General features: G+C 59.5%; 28 protein-coding genes. 15 read left to right on the top strand and 13 right to left on the bottom strand.

The window, feature by feature from the left end; all coding sequences use genetic code 11:
- The 3 genes from HX846_RS09225 to HX846_RS09215 all read left to right on the top strand — a co-directional run.
- A partial coding sequence (locus HX846_RS09225; protein ID WP_372241971.1) for a cytochrome c occupies positions 1-209 on the top strand: 209 nt, incomplete at its 5' end.
- Complete coding sequence (locus HX846_RS09220; protein ID WP_003212583.1) at positions 206-1,129, top strand: c-type cytochrome; 924 nt, start codon at positions 206-208, stop codon at positions 1,127-1,129. The genes HX846_RS09225 and HX846_RS09220, both read left to right, overlap by 4 nt.
- A 63-nt stretch (positions 1,130-1,192) precedes the next feature.
- On the top strand, positions 1,193-1,423 hold the full coding sequence (locus HX846_RS09215; RefSeq protein WP_177068956.1) for a hypothetical protein: 231 nt from the start codon (positions 1,193-1,195) through the stop codon (positions 1,421-1,423).
- On the opposite strand, the gene HX846_RS09210 is transcribed toward HX846_RS09215, so the two are convergent.
- On the bottom strand, positions 1,424-1,708 hold the full coding sequence (locus HX846_RS09210) for a hypothetical protein (protein WP_003212581.1): 285 nt from the start codon (positions 1,706-1,708) through the stop codon (positions 1,424-1,426).
- Between the two features lie 144 nt (positions 1,709-1,852).
- The gene (locus HX846_RS09205; protein ID WP_003212580.1) at positions 1,853-2,038 is read right to left on the bottom strand and encodes a hypothetical protein; all 186 of its coding nucleotides are present in this window, start codon (positions 2,036-2,038) and stop codon (positions 1,853-1,855) included.
- A gap of 307 nt (positions 2,039-2,345) precedes the next feature.
- Between HX846_RS09205 and galU the strand changes: the two genes are divergently transcribed.
- A complete protein-coding gene (galU, locus tag HX846_RS09200) occupies positions 2,346-3,185 on the top strand; it encodes a UTP--glucose-1-phosphate uridylyltransferase GalU (protein ID WP_003212579.1) in 840 nt (279 codons plus the stop codon).
- 55 nt (positions 3,186-3,240) lie between these two features.
- On the opposite strand, the gene HX846_RS09195 is transcribed toward galU, so the two are convergent.
- Positions 3,241-4,008: a helix-turn-helix domain-containing protein gene (locus tag HX846_RS09195; RefSeq protein ID WP_008432512.1), complete on the bottom strand. Its 768-nt coding sequence runs from the start codon at positions 4,006-4,008 to the stop codon at positions 3,241-3,243.
- Between the two features lie 133 nt (positions 4,009-4,141).
- Between HX846_RS09195 and HX846_RS09190 the strand changes: the two genes are divergently transcribed.
- Positions 4,142-6,280, top strand: coding sequence for a TonB-dependent siderophore receptor (locus HX846_RS09190; RefSeq protein ID WP_178965299.1), 2,139 nt, complete (start codon positions 4,142-4,144; stop codon positions 6,278-6,280).
- Between the two features lie 56 nt (positions 6,281-6,336).
- Positions 6,337-7,695 (top strand): glutathione-disulfide reductase, encoded by a 1,359-nt coding sequence (gorA, locus tag HX846_RS09185; protein ID WP_003212576.1) that lies wholly within the window; start codon positions 6,337-6,339, stop codon positions 7,693-7,695.
- Here gorA and HX846_RS09180 read toward each other — a convergent pair whose 3' ends face one another.
- Positions 7,696-8,703, bottom strand: coding sequence for a DNA-binding protein (locus HX846_RS09180; RefSeq protein ID WP_178965298.1), 1,008 nt, complete (start codon positions 8,701-8,703; stop codon positions 7,696-7,698).
- Positions 8,704-8,864: 161 nt separating this feature from the next.
- Between HX846_RS09180 and HX846_RS09175 the strand changes: the two genes are divergently transcribed.
- The 3 genes from HX846_RS09175 to ahpF all read left to right on the top strand — a co-directional run bounded on the left by HX846_RS09175 (position 8,865) and on the right by ahpF (position 12,197).
- Complete coding sequence (locus HX846_RS09175) at positions 8,865-9,791, top strand: site-specific integrase (RefSeq protein WP_177067367.1); 927 nt, start codon at positions 8,865-8,867, stop codon at positions 9,789-9,791.
- A 149-nt stretch (positions 9,792-9,940) separates the two neighbouring features.
- On the top strand, positions 9,941-10,504 hold the full coding sequence (gene ahpC / locus HX846_RS09170; protein ID WP_003173835.1) for an alkyl hydroperoxide reductase subunit C: 564 nt from the start codon (positions 9,941-9,943) through the stop codon (positions 10,502-10,504).
- A gap of 127 nt (positions 10,505-10,631) precedes the next feature.
- Complete coding sequence (gene ahpF / locus HX846_RS09165; RefSeq protein WP_003212573.1) at positions 10,632-12,197, top strand: alkyl hydroperoxide reductase subunit F; 1,566 nt, start codon at positions 10,632-10,634, stop codon at positions 12,195-12,197.
- A 63-nt stretch (positions 12,198-12,260) separates the two neighbouring features.
- Here ahpF and gloA read toward each other — a convergent pair whose 3' ends face one another.
- Positions 12,261-12,782 carry a lactoylglutathione lyase gene (gene gloA / locus HX846_RS09160; RefSeq protein WP_178965297.1) on the bottom strand — a complete coding sequence of 174 codons (522 nt, stop codon included), beginning with the start codon at positions 12,780-12,782 and terminating at the stop codon, positions 12,261-12,263.
- Between the two features lie 193 nt (positions 12,783-12,975).
- Here gloA and HX846_RS09155 point away from each other — a divergent pair, with 193 nt between their 5' ends.
- Positions 12,976-13,512, top strand: a complete 537-nt coding sequence (locus HX846_RS09155; protein ID WP_008432526.1) for a DUF4946 domain-containing protein — start codon at positions 12,976-12,978, stop codon at positions 13,510-13,512.
- 170 nt (positions 13,513-13,682) lie between these two features.
- On the opposite strand, the gene HX846_RS09150 is transcribed toward HX846_RS09155, so the two are convergent.
- From HX846_RS09150 to HX846_RS09140, 3 genes are all read right to left on the bottom strand, one after another.
- Positions 13,683-14,048, bottom strand: coding sequence for a histone-like nucleoid-structuring protein, MvaT/MvaU family (locus tag HX846_RS09150; RefSeq protein WP_003212570.1), 366 nt, complete (start codon positions 14,046-14,048; stop codon positions 13,683-13,685).
- A gap of 196 nt (positions 14,049-14,244) precedes the next feature.
- On the bottom strand, positions 14,245-15,789 hold the full coding sequence (locus HX846_RS09145; protein WP_134326575.1) for an EAL domain-containing protein: 1,545 nt from the start codon (positions 15,787-15,789) through the stop codon (positions 14,245-14,247).
- A gap of 124 nt (positions 15,790-15,913) precedes the next feature.
- The gene (locus HX846_RS09140; protein WP_177067363.1) at positions 15,914-16,786 is read right to left on the bottom strand and encodes a LysR family transcriptional regulator; all 873 of its coding nucleotides are present in this window, start codon (positions 16,784-16,786) and stop codon (positions 15,914-15,916) included.
- Between the two features lie 77 nt (positions 16,787-16,863).
- On the opposite strand from HX846_RS09140, the gene HX846_RS09135 reads away from it, so the two are divergent.
- From HX846_RS09135 to HX846_RS09125, 3 genes are all read left to right on the top strand, one after another.
- On the top strand, positions 16,864-17,787 hold the full coding sequence (locus tag HX846_RS09135) for a DMT family transporter (protein ID WP_178965296.1): 924 nt from the start codon (positions 16,864-16,866) through the stop codon (positions 17,785-17,787).
- Between the two features lie 249 nt (positions 17,788-18,036).
- On the top strand, positions 18,037-19,113 hold the full coding sequence (gene hppD, locus HX846_RS09130; RefSeq protein ID WP_003212566.1) for a 4-hydroxyphenylpyruvate dioxygenase: 1,077 nt from the start codon (positions 18,037-18,039) through the stop codon (positions 19,111-19,113).
- Between the two features lie 158 nt (positions 19,114-19,271).
- Positions 19,272-20,504, top strand: coding sequence for a dermonecrotic toxin domain-containing protein (locus HX846_RS09125; protein ID WP_256739800.1), 1,233 nt, complete (start codon positions 19,272-19,274; stop codon positions 20,502-20,504).
- On the opposite strand, the gene rarD is transcribed toward HX846_RS09125, so the two are convergent.
- From rarD to HX846_RS09110, 3 genes are all read right to left on the bottom strand, one after another.
- Complete coding sequence (gene rarD, locus HX846_RS09120; protein WP_023658818.1) at positions 20,473-21,354, bottom strand: EamA family transporter RarD; 882 nt, start codon at positions 21,352-21,354, stop codon at positions 20,473-20,475. The genes HX846_RS09125 and rarD overlap by 32 nt on opposite strands.
- A gap of 137 nt (positions 21,355-21,491) precedes the next feature.
- Complete coding sequence (locus HX846_RS09115; RefSeq protein WP_008432538.1) at positions 21,492-22,502, bottom strand: aldo/keto reductase; 1,011 nt, start codon at positions 22,500-22,502, stop codon at positions 21,492-21,494.
- Positions 22,503-22,578: 76 nt separating this feature from the next.
- Positions 22,579-23,481, bottom strand: a complete 903-nt coding sequence (locus HX846_RS09110; protein ID WP_178965295.1) for a LysR family transcriptional regulator — start codon at positions 23,479-23,481, stop codon at positions 22,579-22,581.
- A gap of 100 nt (positions 23,482-23,581) precedes the next feature.
- Between HX846_RS09110 and HX846_RS09105 the strand changes: the two genes are divergently transcribed.
- Entirely contained in the window at positions 23,582-24,286 is a 705-nt protein-coding gene (locus HX846_RS09105; protein WP_003212561.1) for an SDR family oxidoreductase, read from the top strand.
- 65 nt (positions 24,287-24,351) lie between these two features.
- Here HX846_RS09105 and HX846_RS09100 read toward each other — a convergent pair whose 3' ends face one another.
- Positions 24,352-24,705, bottom strand: coding sequence for a hypothetical protein (locus HX846_RS09100; protein WP_023658819.1), 354 nt, complete (start codon positions 24,703-24,705; stop codon positions 24,352-24,354).
- On the opposite strand from HX846_RS09100, the gene HX846_RS09095 reads away from it, so the two are divergent.
- On the top strand, positions 24,671-24,958 hold the full coding sequence (locus HX846_RS09095) for a hypothetical protein (RefSeq protein WP_178965294.1): 288 nt from the start codon (positions 24,671-24,673) through the stop codon (positions 24,956-24,958). The genes HX846_RS09100 and HX846_RS09095 overlap by 35 nt on opposite strands.
- 1 nt (position 24,959) lies before the next feature.
- Here HX846_RS09095 and HX846_RS09090 read toward each other — a convergent pair.
- A partial coding sequence (locus tag HX846_RS09090) for an MFS transporter (RefSeq protein ID WP_178965293.1) occupies positions 24,960-25,715 on the bottom strand: 756 nt, incomplete at its 5' end.

The raw sequence follows: 25,715 nt of genomic DNA, 5'->3' as shown, positions 1-25,715 counted from the left end.
CCGGCGTGGGCGTCGGCGACGGGTTTCCACCCCTGGCCGGACAATCTGCGGCCTACCTCGCGGCGCAGTTGAACGCCTGGCGCAGCGGCACGCGCCATAACGATCCGAATGATCTGATGGGCCATATCGCCAAATCCCTCAGCGCTGAAGAAGTGCAGGCCGTGGCCACCTATTTTGCCTCGTTGAGCGGCCAGGAGGCCAAGCCATGAAGCGCTTCTTGTTTGCTCCGCTGCTGGGAAGCCTGATCGGCGTACCCGTCCATGCCGCCCCTATTGCCATGGAAGACCAGTCACAGTTGCAGCCAGCCGGCGCTCATGGGGCTGCCGTGCAGTTCCAGCCGCCAAAAGAAAGCGAGCTGCCGGACAACGCCTACGGCAAGCTGGTGAAACAGGGCTACGCGCTGTTTGTCGACACCAAGCGCCTGGCGCCGCAATTTGTCGGTAATGGCCTCAATTGCAGCAATTGCCACCTGGACCAGGGTCGCCTGGCCAATTCGGCGCCGCTGTGGGGTGCGTACCCGATGTACCCGGCGTATCGAAAAAAGAACGACAAGGTCAACACCTTCGCCGAGCGTTTGCAGGGCTGTTTCCAGTTCAGCATGAATGGCGGCACGCCACCGGCTGCAGACAGCCCGGAGATTACCGCGCTGTCGGTGTATGCCTACTGGCTGGCGAGCAAGGCTCCCTTGGGCGTCGAACTGCCGGGCCGTGGCTACCCGGACGTGCCGGCACCCGCCAAGGGTTACGACCTGGCCCAGGGCGCAGAGGTCTACAAGGGCCAGTGCGCGGTGTGCCATGGCGCCGAAGGCCAGGGCCAGAAAGTGGGCGACAACTACGTGATGCCGCCGCTCTGGGGTAAAGACTCCTACAACTGGGGCGCCGGGATGCATCGAATCAATACGGCAGCGTCCTTCATCAAGCACAACATGCCCCTGGGCCAGGGCGGCAGCCTGACCGACCAGCAAGCCTGGGACGTGGCGGCCTACGTCAACCGTCACGAGCGTCCTCAGGACCCGCGCCTGGTGGACGGCTCCGTGGAGAAAACCCGGGTGAAGTTCCACGCCAATGACGGCGTCAATCTTTACGGGCAGACGGTCGATGGCGTACTGATCGGGCAAGGCATCCGTTAAACTGTCGATAACCCATAAAAAATGCCGCTGAATCAGCGGCATTGTCTTTTCGGAAACTCAGTCATGAAACGTGAGCAAGTCAGGGAACAGCATGCAGGGGGGCATATTTCTGCGACCCATGTGATTCAAAATCCCGCGGATACGGGCGAGTGGATCGTGTTCTTCAAGAAGAGCGGCGGTCGCAGCTACTTCCTGGTGGATGACCAGGATGAAGTCGAATCCTTCTCCCGCATGGACGACTTGATCGAGACCATTCGCGGCCTGGGCATCAAGTTCGCCGAAATTCACATGTAATTATTTGCAGACCACCGTCACGCTGCGGGTCTTGTAGTTGCCGACATCCTTGCCCAGGGTCTTGTCGCTTTCTTTCAGGGCCGGTGTGCCTTCGGTGCCGACAATCCGGTAGCCGGTGCCCGCGCAGGACGCATCAGCCTTTTCATAACAGCTGGCCCAGGAGTTGGCTTCGCCGGAGCAGTCGATGGCCAGTCCTTGTTCGCCGTTCTTCAGGACCGTGTCGGAAGTGGTGGTGCAGCCACCGGTAAGCGCCAGTACCGCAATCAGTGCCAGGATCTTGTTCATGTAGGAGTCGTCATCAGGGTGTTGGAGGGGAGCGCTGACACTGTCGTGGGGCGTTACAGGCGAGATTATAGCGAACCGCCATCAACGTACAGACAAACACAAAAAAGCCCCGTCAAACGAGGCTTGATTGGCGTTACCGCGGTGTTACTTGGTTTTCGGACGCTTGCTCGACGCGTGGCCGGCTTCATCCACAAACACTTCGGCCACGGCACAGGCTTGAGCTTCGGTCGCGAATGCGCCGGCAACGCTGTCGCCATGGAAGTTGATCAAGTGCCAGCCGTCCGCTCGCTTGGTGATCAGGTAGCCGTTCACGCCTTTTGGTTCTGACATCTATCAATCTCGTTGTCTGGTTCAAGGGCGTAATGATAGCGCCAAACGGCGTAGGACGGCGCAAGTTGTTGCAGGTCAGTGCCGATCGCCATAAAGCATGCTAAAAAGGTTGGAGCCCTTTGAATGACGGGCACAAGCCGACGATTTCTAACAGCGGCGAAGGTACTTGATTGAATGCCGGCGGAACTTACGCCGACATTTTTTCTCTATGTTGACATCGCAACGCCAGCAGGACCCATTGTAAGGTGACTGCGGCCTGATTAGACTGCGCCGAATTTCGTACGCACAGCCCTTTGTAAGGACTCATATGATCAAGAAATGCTTGTTCCCAGCAGCCGGTTACGGCACTCGCTTCCTGCCAGCGACCAAGGCCATGCCCAAAGAAATGCTGCCGGTGGTGAACAAGCCACTGATCCAGTATGGCGTGGAAGAAGCACTGGATGCCGGCCTGAACGAAATCTCGATCGTGACCGGCCGTGGCAAACGCGCCCTGGAAGACCACTTCGACATCAGCTACGAGCTGGAAAACCAGATCAAGGGCACCGACAAGGAAAAATACCTGGTCGGCATCCGTAAGCTGCTCGACGAGTGCTCGTTCTCCTACACCCGCCAGACCCAAATGAAAGGCCTGGGGCACGCGATCCTGACCGGTCGTCCGCTGATCGGTGACGAACCGTTCGCCGTGGTACTGGCCGATGACCTGTGTGTAAACCTGGAAGGCGACGGCGTCCTGACCCAGATGGTCAAGCTGTACCAGAAGTACCGTTGCACCATCGTCGCGGTTCAAGAGGTCGATCCTCAGGAAACCAACAAGTACGGCGTGATTGCCGGCGACGATATCGGTGATGGCCTGATCCGCGTACGCGACATGGTTGAAAAGCCAGCGCCGGAAGATGCTCCGTCGAACCTGGCGATCATCGGCCGCTACATCCTGACCCCTGACATCTTCAAGCTGATCGAAGAAACCGAGCCAGGCAAGGGTGGCGAGATCCAGATCACCGACGCCCTGCTGAAGCAGGCAAAAGACGGTTGCGTGATTGCCTACAAGTTCAAGGGTCGTCGTTTTGACTGCGGTGGCGCTGAAGGCTACATCGAAGCGACCAACTTCTGCTACGAGCACTTCTACAAGACTGGCAAGGCTTACTGATTCATCGTTGCCAGCCCGTTGAAAAAGCCTGCGAGTCGAAAGACCGCAGGTTTTTTTATGCCTTGCCCAAATAGCGGCTGGGGGCTTCGCCCAGTACCCGCTTGAACATTGCACCAAACACATTGCCGTTGGCATAGCCCATGTCCCGTGCAATAGCCCCCAATGGTCGGCCCTGGGCTAACTGGCAAACGGCTTCGGCAATCCGTAGCTGCTGGCGCCATTGGTTGAAGCTCAGCCCGGTTTCATCCCGAAACCGCCGGCGCAGGGTGCGCACGCTGGCGCCGATGGATTCACTCCAGTCTTCCAGGGTGGCCGGGTTCGCCGGGTCTTCCAGAAGCATTTCACACACACTGAGCAGGCGTTTGTCCCGGGGCAATGGCAGGCTGCAGCCTTCGGTTTGAGTCGCGGATATCAACTGGTGCAGCAGCAATGGCGTGAGCAGGGCAGTGTGGGCGTCGGGTGCGAGCATGCCCAGAATCAGCTCCCGCAGCAGCGGCTCTACCCTGATCAATCGGCAGGATTGCCACGCCGTGGGTAATTGATCGCTTTCCACGTACAGTGCGCGCATCGCAACCTCACCGACCATGTGCAATTCATGGTCGACACCCGGCGCAATCCAAAAGCCGTATGCCGGCGGGACGGTCCAGGCGCCCATGCGGGTCAACACCCGGATCACGCCTTGGGTGGCGTGCACCAGTTGGCCATATTCATGGCTGTGCCAAATCTCTCGTGCGCCATCGACATAGTCATGGGCCCGAACCCGTAATTCCTCGCTGGTGCTGCGAGCGGGCGCCCCAAAGCGTTTACGCCAGATGTTGTCCAATCAAGAATGATTCCTGAGATGTAGGTTGGAACGGTCATTAATTGACCCGTGCGCGTAGAAGAATGACCGGATCTTTAACGCGATTCAATATTAAATAAGAACGATTAACAAAAAGACTTTTCAAGGAATCGTCATGTCCGGTGCGTTGTCTTCTCCTCCATTTTACCTTTCCAGGCTGGCGCTGGTGGTGTTGGCGCTTGCTCCTGTTGTGTGGGCCGATGACGCGCCCATCGTGTTGAAGGACACCGCGGTGACAGCCGCCGAGGCCGAGCCGGCAGACGGCGTGGTGCCAGGCTATGTGGCGCGCAACACCACCGTGGGCACCAAAACCGGCGCGCCGATCGTGGAGACGCCGCAATCGATCTCGGTGGTCAGCCGCCAGCAGATGGATGACCAGGCGGCGCAAACCGTCGACCAGGCATTGCGCTACACACCAGGGGTTTACTCCCAGGATAACGACCTGCGGTTTGACCAGTTGAGCATTCGCGGCTTCGATGCCGACTCCTACCTCGACGGGCTCAAGCTCAATCGCACGACCTGGTTCGCTACGCCTCGGGTCGACCCTTGGTTTCTGGAGCGCATCGACGTGCTGCGCGGGCCAGCTTCCGTGCTGTACGGCCAGAGCGGGCCGGGCGGCCTGGTGGACATGCAGAGCAAGCGGCCGACGGATGAGCCACTGCACGTGTTGCAAATGAGCGTGGGCAATGACAACCGCTATCAGGCCGGCTTCGATTTTGGCGGGCGCCTGGACGAGCAGGGCGATGTGACCTATCGGCTGACCGGGCTGGGCCGCATGGCCGATACCCAGACCGATCACATCAAGGACCAGCGCATCGCCATCGCGCCGGCCATCACCTGGAACATCGACGACGACACCAGCCTGACCCTGCTGGCCAACTATCAATACGACCCGGAAGGTGGGCTGTTCAACCCGGTACCCGCGTATGGCACCGCGCTGCACAACCCGAATGGGCGCTTGCGCCCCGATGATTACCTGGGCGACCCGGACCGCGATCGCTTCAAGCGCAATCAGTTTTCCCTGGGCTACGCGTTCAGCCACCGGTTCAACGACACCTGGAGCTTTCGCCAGCACCTGCGCTATATGCATGATGACGTCGACTACTACCAGACTTCCCTCACCGGGCCGCTGGACGCCAACCTTGCCACCGCGCCGCTGTGGGCCAACGTCAATCATGAGCACCTTGGCCAGTTCGCCCTTGATAACCAGTTGCAGTCCGACTTCAGCACCGGCCCGGTCAAGCACACTGTGCTGATGGGGGCGGACTTCCAGCGGCTGTTGCAGACCATCAACCGGGGCGGTCAGTATTTCCCGAGTGCGATCAATATCTACAACCCCGACTTCAGCGCCTTGCCGAGGGTGCCGGTGTCCATCAACCAATACACCACCCAGAGCCAGTTTGGCGTGTACCTGCAGGACCAGCTCAGCTTCGACCATTGGCGCTGGCTGATCGGTGTGCGGCAAGACTGGGCGCGTACCTACGACAATCAGGACAGCGCGTTGACCGGCGCCAACCTGAGCAACACGCGCCAGCACGACGAGAAACTCACCTGGCGTTCGGGCCTGAGCTACGTGTTTGATAACGGCGTTGCGCCGTATGTCAGCTACAGCGAATCGTTCCAGCCGCAACTGGGCACTGACCGGCTGGGCGCGACATTTGTGCCGACCACCGGCAAGCAGTACGAAGCCGGCGTTAAATACCAGCCTGTGGGCTCCCGCAGCCTGTACAGCGCGGCAGTGTTCGACCTGCGTCAGCAAAACGTCCTGACCACCGACGATGTCGACCCCAATTTTGCCACGCAGAAAGGCGAAATCCGCTCCCGCGGCATCGAGCTGGAAGCCCATACCGAGGTCACCTCGAACCTCAGCCTGATCGGTTTTTACACCTGGATGGACCAGCGCATCCTCAAATCCAATGACGGCGACCAGGGCGAACACCCGACCGGCATCCCGGGCAAGAGTGCCTCGCTGTGGGCGGACTACACCTTCCACGACGGCCCGCTGCAGGGCGTCGGTTTCGCGGCGGGTGCGCGCTACTTCGGGCCGAGCTACGGCAGCGCCGACAACACGCTGGAGGTGTCATCGCGCACGCTGTTTGATGCCGCGGCGCACTATGACGTGCAGAACTGGCGCCTGGCCCTCAACGCCAGCAACCTGTTCAACAAGGAATACCTGGCCTACTGCAGCAACGGTTTCCTTTGCTACTGGGGCGCAACCCGTTCGTTGCAGGCCAGCGCGACGTATCGCTGGTAAGGCGCTGACCTCTGGCGCGGCAGCAGGTATGCTGTTGTCCTGCCGAGGAGAGTGAAATGGCCTACGATTTTGACCTTTATGTAATTGGTGCCGGTTCCGGCGGTGTGCGCGCTGCACGATTCGCTGCGGGTTTTGGCGCCAAAGTGGCGGTGGCTGAAAGCCGCTACCTGGGCGGTACCTGCGTGAATGTGGGCTGCGTACCGAAGAAACTGTTGGTATACGGCGCGCATTTCGCCGAAGACTTCGAGCAGGCCAGCGGTTTTGGCTGGTCCCTGGGTGAAGCGAATTTCGATTGGGCGACCCTGATCGCCAACAAGGATCGTGAAATCAACCGCCTCAATGGCATCTACCGCAACCTGCTGGTCAACAGCGGCGTGACCCTGCACGAAGGGCATGCGCGGCTGGTGGACCCGCACCAGGTAGAAATCAACGGCGAGCGTTTTACCGCCAAGCACATTCTGGTTGCCACCGGTGGCTGGCCGCAGATCCCGGAAATCCCGGGGCGCGAGCACGCCATTGGCTCCAATGAGGCGTTTTTCCTCAAGGAGCTGCCCAAGCGTGTGCTGGTAGTCGGCGGTGGCTATATCGCCGTCGAGTTCGCCGGGATTTTCCATGGCCTGGGCGCACAGACTTCGCTGCTGTATCGCGGCGACCTGTTCCTGCGCGGTTTTGACGGCTCGGTGCGCACGCACTTGAAGGAGGAGCTAACCAAGCGCGGCCTGGACCTGCAGTTCAACGCCGACATCGAGCGTATCGACAAGCAGGCCGATGGCAGCCTCAAGGCCACCTTGAAAGATGGCCGCGTGCTGGAAGCCGATTGTGTGTTCTACGCCACCGGCCGGCGCCCGATGCTCGATAACCTGGGGCTGGAAAACACTGGCGTCAAGTTGGACAAGCGCGGCTTTGTCGAAGTGGATGAGCTGTACCAGACCGCCGAACCATCGATCCTGGCGATTGGTGATGTGATCGGCCGCGTGCAACTGACCCCAGTGGCCCTGGCTGAAGGCATGGCCGTGGCACGTCGCTTGTTCAAGCCTGAGCAATATCGTCCGGTGGACTACGCGATGATCCCGACGGCGGTGTTCAGCCTGCCGAATATCGGCACCGTGGGCCTCAGCGAAGAGCAGGCCCGTGAAGACGGGCACAAGGTGCAGGTGTTCGAAAGCCGCTTCCGGCCGATGAAACTGACCCTGACCGACTGCCAGGAAAAGACCCTGATGAAGCTGGTAGTCGACGCCGAGACCGACAAGGTCCTGGGTTGCCACATGGTCGGCCCCGACGCTGGCGAGATCGTGCAGGGCCTGGCGATCGCGCTCAAGGCGGGCGCGACCAAGCAGCATTTCGATGAAACCATCGGCGTGCACCCAACGGCGGCGGAAGAGTTCGTCACCATGCGCACGCCAGTGGCGCAGTAATCAGCCCTCGGTAGTTGCTTCCGGCACCGTCGCAACGACGGCTGCCAGGCGCAGCGCATCAATACTGGCCTGGGCCTTGACCAGGTCCAGTTCCAGGGTTTTGTTGGCCTTCTGATGCTCGGCCAGCGCTTCCTGGCGCGCCTGATTCTCCAGTTGGGCAACCCGCAAGCGTTCCTGCAACAGGGTACGCTCGCTGTCGATCACGCTCACTTGCTCGCTCAATTGACGCTGCTGTTCGCGGTCCTGGCGAGCCTGTTCCTGCAGTGCGCTCAATTCCTTCACGGTCACCCGATGCTCGATCAGCAGGCGCTCGTTATCGCGGTGCAACTGAGTGATTTCATCCTGGCGCACCATCGCGCTCTGCTGGGCCTGGCGCAGCTCTGCCTGGACCTGCTGCAACTGGCCTTCATGGCGACGCTGTTCCTGCTCACGCTGGTCCTTGATCGCATTGCGGTAATGCTCCAGGGCGTCCCGGGCATGCAGGTGCTTCTCTTCCAGTGAGCGAATCTGCTCGTCCTTGTCGTTGATCCGCAACTCGTAATCGCTGCACGCCTGGCTCAGCCCGGCGTTGCGGGTTTGCTCGGTTTGCAGGCTGGAGCGAGTGCTTTGCAAGGCCGCGCTTTCATCGGCCAGGGCGGCGGACTGGATATCGAACTGCTGCTTGAGCTGGGAGTGGGCCGCTTCCAGCTCATCAACCTGGGCGAGCAGGGCGGTTTTCTGTTGCTGGAACTGCGCCAGGGCCAGGTCGATAGGCTCCTGGGCCTTCTCCTTCAAGCGCTGGGCCAGTCGCGCCACCAGTTCACCCAATTCGTCGTCAATGGGCGCTTCGGTGATGGTCTGGCGGGTTTCGCTTTCGTCCAGCTCCTTCAGATAGCGGTGAATCGTGGTTTTCGAGCCGGTATTGCCCATCTCGATGCGTACTGCATCGATGCTCGGGTTTTCGCCACGGGCAAGGATCGCCAGGCGTGCCGTTTGAACTACTGCTTTATTGATGCCGCCGCGAGCCATGGAGTCTCCGTCGATTTGGTACTGTGGTACGTAGTATGTATATACGTACTATATCACGATTGTTTTAAAGCCGAAATTGATGATTTATCAGATGGGATATTGGCGTATTATCCCGTGTGATAGAGGTTTTGAAATGGACAACAGCCAATGGCAGTACAGGCATGAGTGAGCTGGACCGTTATCTGAATGCGGCCACCCGCGATAACACCCGCCGCAGCTATCGAGCGGCAATCGAGCATTTCGAGGTGAATTGGGGTGGATTCCTGCCGGCGACCAGCGACAGCGTGGCGCGCTATCTGGTGGCGCATGCGGGCGTGCTGTCGGTCAACACGTTGAAGCTGCGTTTATCGGCGCTGGCCCAGTGGCACACCAGCCAGGGGTTTCCTGATCCGACCAAGGCGCCAGTGGTGCGCAAAGTCCTGAAAGGCATTCGCGCCCTGCACCCGGCTCAGGAAAAACAGGCGGAGCCATTACAGCTGCAGCACCTGGAGCAGGTCATCCAGTTCCTCGAACAGGAAGGCCACGACGCCCGAGGCGCAGAAGACCATCCCCGATGGCTGCGGGCCAAGCGTGACGCAGCGTTGATCCTGCTGGGTTTCTGGCGTGGCTTTCGCAGCGATGAGTTGTGCCGGCTGAATATCGAGCACGTGCAGGCGGTGCCCGGTTCGGGCATCACCCTGTATCTACCGCGCAGCAAAAGTGATCGGGAAAATATCGGCCGCACCTACCAGACGCCGGCGCTGCTGCGGCTGTGCCCGGTGCAAGCCTACGGCGAATGGCTCAGCGCTTCAGCGCTGGTACGCGGCCCGGTGTTTCGCGGCATTGATCGCTGGGGCAACCTGGGCGAGGAGGGCTTGCACGCCAACAGCGTGATCCCGCTATTGCGCCAGGCGCTGGAGCGCGCCGGGATTGCGGCCGATCAGTACACCAGCCACTCCCTGCGCCGGGGCTTCGCTACCTGGGCTCATCGCAGTGGCTGGGACTTGAAGTCGTTGATGACTTACGTCGGCTGGAAAGACATGAAATCGGCCATGCGCTATGTTGAAGCGACGCCCTTTCTCGGCATGACCCGAGCATCCCTCGAGTGATTCAAGGTTTCTTCTATTAATACAGTCTCTTGATAGTGAAAACCAATCGTCAGCATCAGGTTTGCCAATGAGCCATCGGCCGGGAGAGTGGGTAGGATTCACCTCATCAACTTACTAAGCCCTTCTACAAACCTGACGGAGAGTCAACGATGCCTATCATCAACAGCCAAGTAAAACCGTTCAAAGCTACCGCCTACAAAAACGGCAACTTCGTAGACGTGACTGATGCTGACCTGAAAGGCAAATGGTCTGTCGTGTTCTTCTACCCAGCCGACTTCACCTTCGTCTGCCCAACCGAACTGGAAGACCTGGCTGACAACTACGCCGAATTCCAGAAACTGGGCGTCGAAATCTACAGCGTTTCCACCGACACCCACTTTGCCCACGCTGCCTGGCACAACACCTCGCCAGCCATCGGCAAAATCCAGTACACCATGATCGGCGACCCGACCCTGACCATCTCCCGCAACTTCGACGTGCTAATCGAAGAAGCTGGCCTGGCAGACCGTGGCACCTTCGTGATCAACCCTGAAGGCCAGATCAAAATCGTTGAACTGAACGATGGCGGCGTTGGCCGTGACGCTTCCGAGCTGCTGCGCAAAATCAAGGCGGCCCAGTACGTTGCTGCTCACCCGGGCGAAGTCTGCCCAGCCAAGTGGAAAGAAGGCGAGGCCACCCTGGCTCCGTCCCTGGACCTGGTCGGCAAGATCTAAGTCTGTGAAATGCCAAGGGCGGGTTACCGCACCTAAGTAAGCTGCATCCGCCCTCGAAATGCCCGGGCGAGATTCGCTCGGGCGTTTTTTTGTCTGCAATAAACCGAATTAATAGGAAATCGCCCGTATGTTGGACGCCAATCTTAAAGCTCAGTTGAAGTCATACCTGGAACGGGTCACCCAGCCGATCGAGATCGTCGCCTCCCTCGATGACGGTGCGAAATCCCAGGAAATGCTTGCCCTCTTGCAGGATGTAGCCAGCCTTTCGACGCTGATTACCCTGAAAAGCGATGGCAATGATGCGCGCAAGCCATCGTTCTCCATCAACCGCCCGGGTGCCGATATCAGCCTGCGTTTTGCCGGCATCCCAATGGGCCATGAATTCACTTCGCTGGTGTTGGCGCTGCTGCAAGTCGGCGGCCACCCCTCGAAGGCCAGTGTCGAAGTGATTGAACAGATTCGCGCCCTTAAAGGCGAGTTCAGCTTCGAGACTTACTTCTCGCTGTCGTGCCAGAACTGCCCGGACGTGGTCCAGGCGCTGAACCTGATGGCAGTACTGAACCCGAACATCCGCCACGTCGCCATCGACGGTGCGCTGTTCCAGGCAGAAGTCGATGATCGTCAGATCATGGCCGTGCCCAGCGTTTACTTGAATGGTGTGAACTTCGGCCAGGGCCGCATGGGCCTGGAAGAAATCCTCGCCAAGCTCGACACCAGCGGTATCGAAAAAGCCGCCGAGAAAATCAGCGCCAAAGATGCGTTCGACGTACTTGTCGTCGGCGGTGGCCCAGCGGGTTCGGCAGCGGCTATCTACGCTGCACGTAAAGGCATCCGTACCGGTGTTGCAGCCGAGCGCTTCGGCGGGCAGGTGCTGGACACCATGTCGATCGAGAACTTTATCTCGGTACAGGAAACCGAAGGGCCGAAACTCGCCAGCGCCCTGGAGGCCCACGTGCGTCAGTACGACGTGGACATCATGAACCTGCAGCGTGCTACTGCGCTGATCCCGGCGAAAAACAACGGTGAGCTGCACGAAATCCGTTTCGAAAGCGGTGCGACCCTCAAGTCCAAGACCGTGATCCTGGCCACCGGTGCCCGCTGGCGCGAAATGGGTGTACCGGGTGAGCAGGAATACAAGGCCAAGGGCGTGTGCTTCTGCCCGCACTGCGACGGCCCGCTGTTCAAGGGCAAGCGCGTGGCGGTGATCGGCGGCGGTAACTCCGGCGTTGAAGCAGCCATCGACCTGGCCGGTATCGTCAGCCACGTGACCTTGCTTGAGTTTGACAGCAAGTTGCGCGCCGACGCCGTGTTGCAGCGCAAGCTGTACAGCCTGCCGAACGTTGACGTGATTACCAGCGCGCTGACCAGTGAGGTCAAGGGTGATGGCCAGAAAGTTACCGGCCTGGCCTACAAGGATCGCGACAGTGGCGAATTCAAGACTATCGACCTGGAAGGCATCTTTGTACAGATCGGTTTGCTGCCCAACACCGACTGGCTCAAAGGCACTGTGGAGTTGACTCCACGTGGCGAGATCATCGTCGATGCACGTGGTGAGACTTCGCTGCCAGGCGTTTTTGCCGCCGGCGACGTAACGACTGTGCCGTACAAGCAGATCGTGATTGCAGTAGGCGAGGGCGCCAAGGCTTCCCTGAGTGCTTTCGATCACCTGATCCGCACTTCCGCCCCGGCGTAAATTCCGGCCCGGAAATGAAAAACCCCATGAGTGATCATGGGGTTTTTTATTGCCGGCGGAACCTTACAGCGGCGTTGGCTGAATGATTTCAACCCAGTACGCATCCGGGTCTTTCACGAATGCCAGGCTTTTCATGCGGCCGTCACTCAGGCGCTTCTGGAAGTCGCAGCCCAGTTCTTCAAAGCGCGTGCAGGCAGCAACGATGTCCGGCACCGAGATGCAGATATGGCCAAAGCCACGCGGGTCGGTGTTGCCGTTGTGGTAGGCAAAGTCCGCGTCGTTTTCGGTGCCGTGGTTGTGGGTCAGTTCGAGGATGCCCGGGATCGACTTCATCCACTGGGTGCGGGCGGCAGCGTCGGCCGGGATCTGGGCCTTGTCGACCAGGGCCAGGAAGTACAGGCTGAATTCGGCTTCCGGGAAGTCACGTTTTTCAACCAGGGAAAAACCCAGTACGCGGGTGTAGAAATCCAGCGACTTGGTGATGTCCTTGACCCGCAGCATGGTGTGGTTGAATACGAAGTTCGTGGTGGCGGCGTCAGGCTGGGCGGTGACGCCCGGGAAAGTGTTCAGTTCGTGCAGGCTCATGGGCCCTCCAGAGAAAAATGGGGCAAACGTGGCTCCGGTTGGAGCATCCCTTGGCTTGCGGCTGGCATCCGTGCAGCCGGTCCATGATACGCAGCCCTGCCGGTTGCGCCAAATGAAAAAGGTCACGCAACCCTTGCGGCCAGCGGGTGCAGGGGCCCAAACTTTGTCGCTTGAACCTTGAGTGTTTTTCGTAATGACCGGATTTCGCGCACCGTTGTTGAGTACCCTGGGCCTGTTGCTGGGCAGCACCGCTGCATGGGCGGCTGACCCGGAAATTCATTGGCCCAGCGGCTGGCAGGTAGAGGAAGTGGCGCCCGACGACCAGGCCCCGGCACAACCGTCGGCGGTGTCCCGCCAGCGGGCCATAAAGAATGATGAGAATGGCGCGACCTTGATGGTCATGGAGTTGACGGGCACGCCAATCGAAGCGGGGCATACGGTCAACCTGCAAGGCGTGCTGCTGGAAATGCGCAAATCCATCCAGAAGGACTTTGCCCAGGGTGGTTATCAAAGTGTGTGCACCAAGATGCACCCCACAACATTGAGCCGGCTTGAGGCATTGGAAACTACCTGTGTAATCACCGAGAACGGTCGGCATGTGCTGTCGCAAACGTTGGTGGGGGCTGTCGATACCGATAAGGCCTATGTTTTTTCATACGCAGGCCAGGCCGACGCTTACGAATCAAGCAAGGATGAAGTCAGTTCGGTGCGTGACAGCCTTAAACTTTGAGCGTTGTAGGCATCGCGACAAATAAGTCGATTTGAACAAAGTGAAATGTTTTTTAAAGTTCGTTTTTGAAAGTGCCAGCGTCCTGATTTGTTTCACTATCGATGGCTGTAAACAAAAAAGCCCTGCATGTGCAGGGCTTTTCTTAGTGCGTTTGTACTAGCCGCAAAGCATTAGCCGCGAAGCCAGGAGTCTACTGTGGCTGCGCCGTACTGTTCTTTCCACGCCTTCAGGCCGCGATGGTTGCCGCCCTTGGTTTCGATCAGTTCACCCGTGTGCGGGTTGTGGTAAACCTTGACGACGCGGGCACGGCGCTGTTTGGGTGCGGCAGCGACGGAAGCGCCGGACTTGCCCGGGTTAGGATCCAGGATGGAGATGATGTCGCGCAGGCTTTTGCCGTAGGTCTTCATCAGCCCTTGCAGCTTTTCTTCGAATTCGATTTCTTTCTTCAAACCAGCATCGTTCTTCAGGGATTCCAGCTGGGCAAGCTGCTCTTGAAGGGCTTTTTCTGCTGCGCGAAATTCGGCGAGTCTGGACAAAATCTATACTCCAATAGTGTATTTGGCTGATATCTACTGCAAACAAAGCGATAAGCCAAGAGCCTTAAGGCGACTCAATGAAAGTGGCCTTCCTGCCAATTCAGCACAGGCAGGAAAAATTGTAGTAGTTAATCAGTCATGAGTAAATCATGTCTTTTGTATAAATAACAATATTTCCGTTGAAGTGGCTGGCTATTCAATGGCTGTTCAGGAATCTAATGAACTCGTCGCAAGGTACAGGCTTGCCAAACAGGTAGCCTTGCAAGAAATCAACGCCTTGGGCCGCCAGATAGTCGCATTGTTCTTGTGTTTCGACGCCTTCGGCAACGATGCCCAGGTCCAGCTTGGCAGACAGTTCAATGATGCTGTCGAGTATATGCCGCGAGAGTGCATCAACACCGATCATTGCCACGAAGCTTTGATCTATCTTCAAGTAATCGACATTGAAGTTGCGCAAATAACCCAGGCTGGAGTGGCCGGTGCCAAAGTCGTCGATCGCGATCATTACCCCCATTTCATGCAGCGCCTGGAACAGCTGGCGGGTGATATCCGTGGGTTCGATCAACTCGCGCTCGGTCAACTCCAGGACCAGGATCACCTTGCCCGGCGGGAAGGCAGCGAGGAACTCCCGGCAGTCCTCCACCAGCTCCAGGTCGTGACAATGGCGAGCGGTAATGTTGATGCCCACGTGAAAATTGTCGGCAAACTGCGCGGTGTGGGGCGCCAACTGTGCGGCGGTCTGGCGCATCAGGGCGCGGGTCATCGGTACGATCAGGCCCGAATGCTCGGCCAGGGGAATGAACAGGTCCGGGCGCACCAGGCCTTCCCTGGGATGATTCCAGCGCATCAGCACTTCACAGCCGGCCCACTGCCGGATGTTGTCGCCACGCACCACTGGCTGGTAATAGGGCACAAATTCATTGGCGCCCAGGGCCCGTTGCAGTTCCAGGGTCGGTGCCGATGAGCGCTTTTGCAGCCAGTGGGCGAGGATGCCTGCCAGCACGCCGAAAAACACCACCAGAACGAACAGTGCAGGATACCGCGCCTGCATGTAGCGCCAGGTTTCACCCTCCGGCATCCCGGCTTCCACGCTGTAGGTATACCGTGTGGAGTCGAGATGATGATGCGCGACGGAAAATGTCGGCAGCGTTGTGCTGTGCACCTTGCCATCCGCCGCCAGCCAGTTAGGCCCCACCTGCAACACCAGGTCGGTATATCGGCTGATCAGGCGCAAGGCGTTTGTCAGGTGGTAGCCATCGATGGAGGCAAAGGCCCCCCGGTCTCCCTCGGTGAGGCGATAAACAAGCAATGCGGTGTCGGGTGTCACCGGGTTGCCTTTCATCAGCCAGAGACGGCCGCCGACGTAGTCCTCAGGGTTGACCGGTGACTGGTAGTTGCCACCAAACAACGAGCTGCAATAGATGTTGCGCTGCCAGGACAAGGTGGTGGCGCGCACGAACGGCCGGCGGGTGACCTGTTCCCGCAGCTTCAGTTGAGTCGGGTTATCACATTCATGGCCGGCCAGTGGCAGCAGGTCCTGGGCGGCGAGGGCGGTGTTGTCGAGCATCAGGTCAAACTGGCGCACGGCCTCCTGGGCGGTTTGCGCGGTGCTGTGCTCGAGGGTGCGCCCGGCTTGCCAATACAGGATAAGCACACCCAGCAAAATGGGCAGCGCGCCACTGAGCAGGGTGATCAGGTGGCGAGTGGAGGCCTTTCGGGGGCCTTTGACGGTCAGTGGCATTTGCGCAGCCTGTAGCGGGAGAGGGCAATAGGACGCTCAAATGCGGTCGGGACAACCTCGGTGGCCTTCCAACAAAGCGTATCGGTATTGGCCATGATAGATGGCGGCAGGCGTCTGTGCATGTTCAATAAAGCTTCAACCGTGTGGCCAGTTGAATAAATGCCAGGGTTGCCGGTGAGGACTGCCGACGGTCCAGTACCGCCAGCCCCACCTGGCGTTTGACGGCAGGCTTGAGCGGTTTGATCAGGTAATCCGCCTGCGTGGATTCAGGCAGCGACAACTCGGCGACAATGGTCACGCCGTCGCCCCGGCGCACGGTGTCCAGGGTGCTGAGCAGCTGTGAGCAGCGGTAACGCACATCCGGCTGCAACCCTGCACCGACGAACAGCCTTGAGACCAGTTCGGCCGAACCAGCCTGGGTCAGGATAAAAGGTTCACCACACAGCGCTTTCAGGCTGACACTTGGCTGCGCGCCCAAGTGATGCCCCAAGGGCAGCAGCGCGACCAGTTGGTCCTCAATCAACGGGAACGTATCGAAGCGCTCTTCAGGCAGCACCACAAACCCAACGTCGACGCGCCGCTCTTCCAGCCACTGCGTCACCTGGCGATCGGGGCCTTCGTCGACATGCACCTCGATGCCCGGATGCTGCTCGCGAAAATACTGCAGGATCGCGGGCAACAGGCGAATCGATGAGGTCGGCCCGAACGAGCCGATGCGCAGCGTGCCGCGCTTCATCCCGCGGGCATCGGCGGCTTCCTGTTGCAGCGTGTTGGCCAACCCGAGCATGGCCCGGGCGCGCAACAGCAGTTGTTGGCCGATATCGCTGAGTTCGACCTGGGACTGATGACGTCGGATCAACTCCACACCCAGTTCCTGCTCCAGGGATTTGATCGCATGGGACACCGCCGATTGGCTGATGCCCAGGCGATTGGCGGCGCTGGTGAAACCTTGCAGTTCGGCCACCAGGGAAAAGATTTCCAGTTGGGTAAGGGTCATGAGTATTTACTCATTTTACGATGATCGGGGATTAGCCAAACAATAAGCCAATCCCGTGTCTTGTGAGTAGAAATCTGATGAACCCGAGCCCTGACCGTCTGACGTATCTGAAGCTGGCGGCCGTGACCATGATCTGGGGCGGCACCTTCGTTGCCGGGCGCTATCTGGCGGCAGGCCTGGACCCACTGTTGGCGGCGACCGTGCGCTTTGCACTGGCCAGCCTGGCGCTGCTGGCCTTCCTGGGCGCCGCGCGTATTCGCCTGGTGCGTCCGACCACCGCGCAATGGGTGCAATTGATGGTGCTGGGCTTTTTCGGGATCTTTTTCTACAACCTGTGTTTTTTCTACGGCCTGCATTACATCAATGCTTCCCGGGCGTCGTTGATCGTGGCGCTGAACCCGGCAGTGATTGGCCTGGCCTCGTGGCTGCTGCTCAAGGAACGCCTGGGCTGCTTCAAGCTGGTGGGGATCGCGCTGTGCCTGGGTGGCGCAGGGCTGGTGATCGTCAGTCGCAACCCGCAGTTGCTGCAGGGCACGGCAGATGCGTGGGTCGGCGACTTGCTGATTTTCGGCTGCGTGGTGGGGTGGGGCGTGTACTCGCTGTTTTCCCGGGGTCTCAACCAGCGCCTGGGGCCATTGCAAACCGTGACCTGGTCGATCCTGCTGGGCACGCTGATGCTGACGATCACCACGCTGGTGACGGGTCGACTAACGGTGGCCGCATTGGGCCGGATTGATCTGCCCCAACTGATGAGTTTGCTGTACCTGGGCGTGCTGGGCTCGGCACTGGCCTACATCGGCTACTACGATGGCCTGCGCCGCATCGGCGCCACCCGTGCGGGTGTATTTATCGCCCTCAATCCGCTCACGGCAGTGATCTGCGGCGCATTGCTGCTTGGCGAGCAACTGACCGTGCCGATGCTGCTGGGTGGGGCGGTCATTCTGCTGGGCATCTATCTGTGCAACAAACCCCTTGCGCGGGCCAGGGCAATGGGGATTTGATAAGAGTACGGACAAATCTGTTTACGCTGTGTAGAATCGATTTACGCATACAAGAATAAGGACTTGCGCTAACGCAAGCCTCGCCCGTCAGAGACTGATGTAACCATGAAGCTACTCGGGTCCCCCCTCATCTTTGGTGACTTCCTCGCCCGCAGCGTGCGGGGTATCTCCTGTGCGCCACCCGCTGACCTCATCCTTGCTCGCAAATAAACATTTGTTAATTACAAGAATGATGATGAGGCACCGAAAATGGCAGACCTGTACGAAAACCCAATGGGCCTGATGGGCTTTGAGTTCATCGAATTCGCATCGCCAACCCCGGGCACCCTGGAGCCGATCTTCGAGATCATGGGCTTCACCAAGGTCGCGACCCACCGTTCCAAGAACGTACACCTGTACCGGCAGGGCGAGATCAACCTGATCCTCAACAACGAACCCAACAGCATCGCCTCCTACTTTGCGGCCGAGCACGGCCCGTCGGTGTGCGGCATGGCGTTTCGCGTCAAGGACTCGCAACAGGCCTACAACCGGGCCCTGGAACTGGGCGCCCAGCCTATCCATATCGAAACCGGCCCGATGGAGCTGAACCTGCCGGCGATCAAGGGCATTGGCGGCGCGCCGCTGTACCTGATCGACCGCTTTGGTGAAGGCAGCTCGATCTATGACATTGACTTCGTGTACCTCGAAGGTGTCGAGCGCAACCCGGTGGGCGCGGGCCTCAAGGTCATCGACCACTTGACCCACAACGTGTACCGCGGCCGCATGGCCTACTGGGCGAACTTCTACGAGAAGCTGTTCAATTTCCGTGAGGCGCGCTATTTCGACATCAAGGGCGAATACACCGGCCTGACCTCCAAGGCCATGAGCGCCCCGGACGGCATGATCCGCATCCCGCTGAACGAAGAGTCGTCCAAGGGTGCCGGGCAGATCGAAGAGTTCCTGATGCAGTTCAACGGCGAGGGCATCCAGCACGTTGCCTTCCTCACCGATGACCTGGTCAAGACCTGGGATGCGTTGAAGAAGATCGGCATGCGCTTCATGACCGCGCCGCCAGACACCTATTATGAGATGCTCGAAGGCCGCCTGCCGAACCACGGCGAGCCGGTGGATCAACTGCAGGCACGGGGCATCCTGCTGGACGGCTCGTCAGTGGCGGGGGACAAGCGCCTGCTGCTGCAGATCTTCTCGGAAACCCTGATGGGCCCGGTGTTCTTCGAGTTCATCCAGCGTAAGGGTGACGACGGCTTTGGTGAAGGCAACTTCAAGGCACTGTTCGAATCCATCGAGCGCGACCAAGTGCGTCGTGGTGTGTTGACCGCTGACTGATCGCCTGGGCGACACACAAAAAAGCCCGACCGGGATTGCACCCGGCCGGGCTTTTTGTTGCCCGGCAGAAACATCGGGACACAGGCGGTTGCTAGCGGCCAGGAACGGAATTCACTGCCAGCGTTACTCAGTGTCATATGCCCAGTTGAGGTTCATGTATGACAGTCATTGCGCACACCGGTAGTCCACCTCCAGGTTTGAATCAGGCAGCAGCCGTCAACGACGAACCGGCCATCAGTCCCTTGGCCCCAACTGTTCCCTCCCCATTAAGTCCTGCCACTGTCGCCCGCGTGACGTTTTCCTCGAACGTGGAATGGAGCAGTGCGCAGGGCGAGCTGACCGCCGCAGGCGTCGAACTGGCCAATGCCGTATTGGCCCCGGGTACCTCATCAACCGTCGGCGCGCAGGTCTGCACGTTCGCGGTGGACGGGATCCAGTCGAGCGACATTCTGGTGGTCAAACGCGTACCCGCCTCTGAAACCGGAACGAATGTCCTGTTGTATATTCCTGACGTTGAGGGCAATTCGTTCTTCGAATTCAATAACCTTGGAGAAATGAACGCCTGGCTCAAAGAGGTCGCCACCGACCCTGACAAGTTGGATGTATTTGCCGGGCATTTTTCCCGCAATGCACCTGCCGATCAGACAAAGCGGGTAAAAGACACGATGACGCGCTTCGCAGCAGGCGATATCAATGCCGTGGTCGGGCCTTTTGGCTACGAAAAGGGCGATATTTTCAATCGCCTGGACAAGCACACAAGCGTCCCGCCGGTACCGGTCAACGGGCTGACGGGGACCTACCTGAAAGTTGAGACCCGTGATGGCCGGGTGACTTTCGCAGGCACACGTTCGGACGGAGAAACCGTACTCTATCAGTACGATGCCTACGGCAACTTCCATGGAGGAGGTAACAAGGGCAACTTCTACTTTGTGAAAAACGGCCTGAACAATGACCAGCCGCTGTCGCCTGTTTCGCGAGAGCAATACTTGAAAACGGTCGTCAGTGTCAGCCTGGATAATGTGGGTGCCAACGATTTATGGGGGCTGTTCGACGAGTTCATCCGCCAACTGAAGAATCCGGGTTCAGGCATTGGGACGGCCTTGATCGCACTGGGCGTGCCTGAGGATGTGGCGCAGTCCATCGAAAAAATCGTCAAAAACCCCGTCACCGGCACCTTGCTTGAACTCAACCAGGACAACCGGCTCGGTAAGCTGTTTGGCGTTGAAAAGGCGCAAATGGACGCCGCACTGACGCAAATAGGCGACGAAATCCAAGGCAGGATTCCGTATTACGGGGCCATCCGAGGGGGGTTGTCGCAAACGGCTGTAATGCTCGAAATGGCAGCAAAAAAAAGCGCTGTCAGGCCTTCTGCTGACGCACCAAATGCTTGAAGCCTTCAAACACCAGCACCATCACCGCGAGCCAGATCGGAAGATACGTCAGCCATTCCCCCGCCTTGATGCTTTCGCCCAACAACAAGGCCACGCCGAGCAGCAGCACCGGTTCTACATAGCTGAGCAGCCCGAACAGGCTGAAGGCCAACAAGCGGCTGGCGACGACGTAGCACACCAGCGCCGACGCACTGATCAAGCCCAACATCGGGATCAAGGCGTACAAGCCCTTGTGGGCGTCGAGCACGGCAAAACCCTGTTCGCCGCTTTGCACGAACCACAGTGCCACCGGCAACATCAGCGCCATATCGAGCCACAGCCCGCCGAGGTGGTCGGTCTTCAGGCGTTTGCGCAGTACGAAGTAAACCGGGTAGCCGATGATCACTACCAGGGTTGCCCAGGAGAATCCGCCCACCTGATACAACTCGTTCAGCACACCAGCACCGGCGAAGAACACCGCAATCTTTTGCAGGCGTGACAATTGTTCGCCATACACCAGCCGACCGGTCAGCACCATCGTCAATGGCAGCAGGAAATAGCCCAACGATACATCCAGGCTGCGACCGTTGAGCGGCGCCCACATGAACAGCCACAACTGCACCCCCAGCAGGGCCGAAGACACCACGACCCCGCCGATCAGCGCGGGTTTGGCCGCAACCAGCCGAACCAGTTCCCACACCCGTCGCCACTCGCCGCTGACAATCATGAACACGGTCATGCAGGGCACCGTCAACAACATGCGCCAGCCGAAGATCTCCAGGCCGCTCAAGGGCGTAAGCAGCGACGTGAAGTAATACATCACGGCAAACAACACCGAGGCCAAGACCGATAACACAACACCTTTAGACACACTGTCCTCACGAAAGCCGATTGATACAAAAGAAGGGGGGATTTCAGGGAGGGAATATAGTGCTTTTGAGGTGAGATGTTTGCTCTGTTTTTGAGCGGTTTATGGGAGGATTTCTCAGGTCCCCCCATAAAAGGGACTTATGGCCGGGCAACTCGCCCCGACACAAAGTGGCTCACATCATTGAACCCTGGCGTCGACGCATGCCCTGGCGTGACCAGCGAGTCGATGAATGCTTCGTCCTCCGCCGTGATCTTCACCTCCAGCGCGCCGGTGTAGGCATCCCACTGCGCCTCGGTGCGCGGCCCGACAATCGCCGAACTGACCGCCGAGTTGTTCAGGACCCAGGCAATCGCGAACTCGACAATCCCCACGCCACGGCCCTGGGTGTATTGCTGGATCTGCTGGGCGATGCGCAGGGATTCAACGCGCCATTCGGTTTCCAGGATGCGCTTGTCCTGGCGCCCGGCACGGCTGCCGGCTTCAGGCGTTACGTCCGGCGCATATTTGCCGCTGAGCACGCCACGGGCCAGCGGGCTGTAAGGCACCACGCCCAGGCCATACGCGGCGGCGGCGGTGATCTGCTCCACCTCGGCCTGGCGGTTGACGATGTTGTACAGCGGCTGGCTGATGATCGGTTTGTCCACCCCGAGGCGCTCGGCCACGCGGATCACTTCAGCGATCCGCCAGCCGCGGTAGTTGGACAGGCCCCAGTGGCGGATCTTGCCCTCGCGGATCAAGTCGCCAATCGCTGAAATCGTGACTTCCAGTGGCGTGTTGTGGTCTTCGCGGTGCAGGTAATAGATATCCAGGTAATCGGTGTCGAGGCGCGTCAGGCTGGCTTCCAGCGCATTGAAAATCCGCTTGCGACTCAGGCCGCTGCGGTTCGGCAGGCCATCCGCCGGGCCGATGCCGACCTTCGAGGCCAGCACCCAATCCTGGCGCTGGCGGGCGATGGCTTCGCCGACGATTTCCTCGGAGCGCCCGCCGGTGTAGACGTCGGCGGTGTCGATAAAGTTGATGCCTTGATCCCAGGCCTTGTCGATGATGCGCAGCGAGTCCTCGGTGTTGGTCTGCTCGCCAAACATCATGCTGCCCAGGGTCAGTGCGCTGACCTTCAACCCGGACTGGCCCAGTGTGCGGTAAATCATCGTGAACACCTCAAAAGGGGGAGACAGGCCCTATCCAATACCAGAGAGCAAGGCTCTGGAACAAGCCCCGCGACGGTTATTGCGGTAATAGTTCGGCGCAGCGCAGTTGCAGGAAGCGGTGCAGTACCTTGACCCGCTTCGACACCTGCAACCGATGGGGACACATCAGATTGAACGGGGTCGGTTCGCCTTGCCAATCGGTGAGCAACGGCACCAGGCGCCCGGCCTTGATATCGCGCGCTACATCCAGCCGCGCTTTATAGGCGATGCCGTGCCCGGCCAATGCCCAGCGCCGCACGATCTCGCCGTCATCACTGAGGTAGTCGCCGCCGACCTCGACTTCCTGCAGCACCTCGCCCTGGCGAAAGTACCAGGTGTTGTTCGCCCGACCCTGGCGCATATAGCGCAGCGTGCTGTGTTGTGCCAGGTCCTGGGGGAGGCGTGGCGTACCGTGGCGCGCGAGGTAGTCGGGGCTGGCGCACGCCACCCGCGTGTGGTCGGGCACCACCGGCAACGCGACCAGGCTGGAGTCCCGTGGTACGCCGAAGCGCAGGGCGATGTCGACGGTTTCGCGGAACAGGTCGGCATTGCTGTCATTGAGCAGCAACTGAAGGCGCACGTTCGGGTGTTCGAGCTTGAACTCATCCAGCCAGCCCAGCAGCACATTGCGCCCGAAATCCGAGGGCGCGGCCAATTGCAGTAACCCGCTCAGGCTCTGGCCTTGCTGCTTGACCGCCTGTTCGCCTTCCGACAGCGCCTCCAGGGCCACGCGCACACTGTCGAGGTAGCGCCGGCCTTCTTCGGTCAGGCGCATGCTGCGGGTGGAACGCGCCAGCAGCCGGATGCCCAGGCGGGTTTCCAGGCGCTTGAGGGCAATGCTCGCTGCGGCCGGGGTCAGGCTGAGGCTGCGGGCGGCTGCCGACAGGCTGCCGGTGTCGGCGGTGCGCACGAACACTTCAAGGTCGAGGATTGAGCTCATTTGTAAAAATCCTTTAAAGATCTTGTTGTTTTACCGGGATTTTTCAACGATTGCCAAGCTGGGAAGATGAAAGCTCATTTTCTCAGCCAGGTATTTCCCCATGACATCTCCCCTCAACGGCACAACCATCATCGTCATTGGCGGCAGCAGCGGCATTGGTGCCGCGGTGGCCAAGCAGGCCGTGGCACGCGGTGCCCATGTGGTGCTGGCCGGGCGGCGCTTGTCTTCAACCGTGGAGAACGGGGTGCGTAGCGAGCAGGTGGACGTGACCGACGCAGCCTCATTACAGCGCTTGTTCGAAACCGTGGGGCCGTTTGACCATCTGGTCTACACCGCAGGGCCTGCGGTGCAGGCCAAGGCGTTGATCGAGACCGACCTGAACCTGGCGCAAGACAACTTCAACGTGAAGCTCTGGGGTTCGCTGCGGGCGATCCAGTCGGCGCTGCCATTTCTCGCCGAGCGCGGCAGCATCACCCTGACGTCGGGGCAGTTGGGGCGCAAAACGGTTGCGGGGCAATTCATCAAGACCGGCATCAATGCGGCGACCGAAGCGCTGGGCAAGCAGCTGGCCAAGGAACTGGCGCCACGGCGGGTCAATGTGGTCAGCCCGGGGGTGATCGACACCGAGGCGTATGCCGGGTTGTCCGATGAGCAGCGACTGGCAATGTTTGCCAAGGCGGGCGGGGCGTTGCCGGTGGGGCGCGTGGGGCAGGCCGAAGAAGTGGCTGCCGGGTATGTGTTGGCGATGGAGAACGGGTTTATCACCGGTAGCGTGATTGATGTCGATGGCGGCGGATTACTCTAAAGGCAGCTGAATAAAAAAGGTCCCGCTTTCAGGCGGGACCTGCATTATCAGTAATAGGGCCGTGCTTAATAACGTGGCACCGGAACCGGTTGTGGCGGGTAGTAATAGCCTGGAGGCGGCGCCTGGTAATAGACCGGTGGCGGCTGTTGGATGTACACCGGCTGCGGTTGCACGTAAACCGGTTGCTGCTGCACATAGACCGGAGGCTGGGAGTTGGCGACCACCGAACCCACTACGAGACCGCCGACAACCGCACCCAGCAAAGCCGGGCCACCCCAGCCCCAACCACCGCCATGCCCGTACCCATAACCGTGACCCCAGCCATAGCCATATCCTCCACGGGCTTCTGCTTGCCCTGCGATGGCGAGGGTGGCAATGAGCAACATGGCTACTTTCATTTTTGAGAGTCGACTGATCATGATAAGTCCTCTACGTATGCACCGAACCGGTCTTGATAATATCCCCGGGCATATGCTTCAGACAGCGGTTTCGGACGGGATGATGGAGTACGAAAGTAAAGGCTGGGTAAAGGTTGTAGCCTATTTGTTACCTGTAATGGGCGTAGAGGTTAATACGGCTGTCAGGCAGTTGTTTGCCTATAAAAACACGCCTTTATATGAGCAGATAGATGACCGGCGCCGCCCTCGATATCGCGGCACCGGTCAGCGCTGATTCAAGCCTTGAGTGTGCGCGTCATGCGCAACGCCAACACACTGCCCGCGACGATCACCGCCGCCAGCAGGTACAGCGCCAGGTCCGTAGACCCGGTGGCATCTTTCACAAACCCGACGATATACGGGCTGAGGAACCCCGCCATCTGGCCCATGGAGTTGATCAACGCCAGACCACCCGCTGCCGCACCTGCGCTGAGCATCGCGGTTGGCACCGGCCAGAACATCGGCAGGCCGGTGAGGGCACCCATGGTGGCGATGGTCAGGCCGAGGATCGCAATGGCCGGCGTGGTTGCAAAGTTCACCGCAATCACCAGCCCGATCGCGCCCATCAGCATCGGCACCACCAGGTGCCAGCGACGCTCCTTGCGCAAGTCGGCAGAGCGGCCCACCAGCAGCATGAACACCGCCGCCAGCAGGTACGGGATCGCACTCAACCAGCCAATCACCAGGTTATCGCTGAAGCCCAGGTTCTTGATGATCGATGGCAGCCAGAAGTTGATGGCGTACACACCGCTCTGGATGCAGAAGTAGATCAGGCCGAACGCCCAGATCGCCGGGTTCTTGAACACTTCCAGCAGCGAGTCGCTGGTGGTCTTCGGCTTGTTGGCCAGGTCGGTCGCCTGGTCGGCTTCCAGCACCGCGCGCTCATGGGGCGTGAGCCACTTGGCGTTGGCAAAGCTGTCGCTGAGCAGGAAGTAGGCGAGGGCGCCGAGGATCACCGTCGGCACGCCTTGCAGCAGGAACATCCACTGCCA

It is taken from the genome of Pseudomonas sp. K5002 (genome assembly GCF_013386655.1).
In the GTDB taxonomy this organism is placed as follows: domain Bacteria; phylum Pseudomonadota; class Gammaproteobacteria; order Pseudomonadales; family Pseudomonadaceae; genus Aquipseudomonas.
The sequence above is the reverse complement of the archived record's forward strand: the minus strand, read 5'-3'. Positions and strand labels throughout refer to the sequence as shown.

Bases quoted from the DNA above. Each gene is read 5' to 3' on its own strand.
- HX846_RS09220 (WP_003212583.1), top strand. From the start codon at position 206: ATGAAGCGCTTCTTGTTTGCTCCGCTGCTGGGAAGCCTGATCGGCGTA.
- HX846_RS09215 (WP_177068956.1), top strand. From the start codon at position 1,193: ATGAAACGTGAGCAAGTCAGGGAACAGCATGCAGGGGGGCATATTTCT.
- HX846_RS09210 (WP_003212581.1), bottom strand. From the start codon at position 1,708: ATGAACAAGATCCTGGCACTGATTGCGGTACTGGCGCTTACCGGTGGC.
- HX846_RS09205 (WP_003212580.1), bottom strand. From the start codon at position 2,038: ATGTCAGAACCAAAAGGCGTGAACGGCTACCTGATCACCAAGCGAGCG.
- galU (WP_003212579.1), top strand. From the start codon at position 2,346: ATGATCAAGAAATGCTTGTTCCCAGCAGCCGGTTACGGCACTCGCTTC.
- HX846_RS09190 (WP_178965299.1), top strand. From the start codon at position 4,142: ATGTCCGGTGCGTTGTCTTCTCCTCCATTTTACCTTTCCAGGCTGGCG.
- gorA (WP_003212576.1), top strand. From the start codon at position 6,337: ATGGCCTACGATTTTGACCTTTATGTAATTGGTGCCGGTTCCGGCGGT.
- HX846_RS09180 (WP_178965298.1), bottom strand. From the start codon at position 8,703: ATGGCTCGCGGCGGCATCAATAAAGCAGTAGTTCAAACGGCACGCCTG.
- HX846_RS09175 (WP_177067367.1), top strand. From the start codon at position 8,865: ATGAGTGAGCTGGACCGTTATCTGAATGCGGCCACCCGCGATAACACC.
- ahpC (WP_003173835.1), top strand. From the start codon at position 9,941: ATGCCTATCATCAACAGCCAAGTAAAACCGTTCAAAGCTACCGCCTAC.
- ahpF (WP_003212573.1), top strand. From the start codon at position 10,632: ATGTTGGACGCCAATCTTAAAGCTCAGTTGAAGTCATACCTGGAACGG.
- gloA (WP_178965297.1), bottom strand. From the start codon at position 12,782: ATGAGCCTGCACGAACTGAACACTTTCCCGGGCGTCACCGCCCAGCCT.
- HX846_RS09155 (WP_008432526.1), top strand. From the start codon at position 12,976: ATGACCGGATTTCGCGCACCGTTGTTGAGTACCCTGGGCCTGTTGCTG.
- HX846_RS09145 (WP_134326575.1), bottom strand. From the start codon at position 15,789: ATGCCACTGACCGTCAAAGGCCCCCGAAAGGCCTCCACTCGCCACCTG.
- HX846_RS09140 (WP_177067363.1), bottom strand. From the start codon at position 16,786: ATGACCCTTACCCAACTGGAAATCTTTTCCCTGGTGGCCGAACTGCAA.
- HX846_RS09135 (WP_178965296.1), top strand. From the start codon at position 16,864: ATGAACCCGAGCCCTGACCGTCTGACGTATCTGAAGCTGGCGGCCGTG.
- hppD (WP_003212566.1), top strand. From the start codon at position 18,037: ATGGCAGACCTGTACGAAAACCCAATGGGCCTGATGGGCTTTGAGTTC.
- HX846_RS09125 (WP_256739800.1), top strand. From the start codon at position 19,272: ATGACAGTCATTGCGCACACCGGTAGTCCACCTCCAGGTTTGAATCAG.
- HX846_RS09115 (WP_008432538.1), bottom strand. From the start codon at position 22,502: ATGATTTACCGCACACTGGGCCAGTCCGGGTTGAAGGTCAGCGCACTG.
- HX846_RS09110 (WP_178965295.1), bottom strand. From the start codon at position 23,481: ATGAGCTCAATCCTCGACCTTGAAGTGTTCGTGCGCACCGCCGACACC.
- HX846_RS09105 (WP_003212561.1), top strand. From the start codon at position 23,582: ATGACATCTCCCCTCAACGGCACAACCATCATCGTCATTGGCGGCAGC.
- HX846_RS09095 (WP_178965294.1), top strand. From the start codon at position 24,671: ATGGCTACTTTCATTTTTGAGAGTCGACTGATCATGATAAGTCCTCTA.
- HX846_RS09100 (WP_023658819.1), bottom strand. From the start codon at position 24,705: ATGATCAGTCGACTCTCAAAAATGAAAGTAGCCATGTTGCTCATTGCC.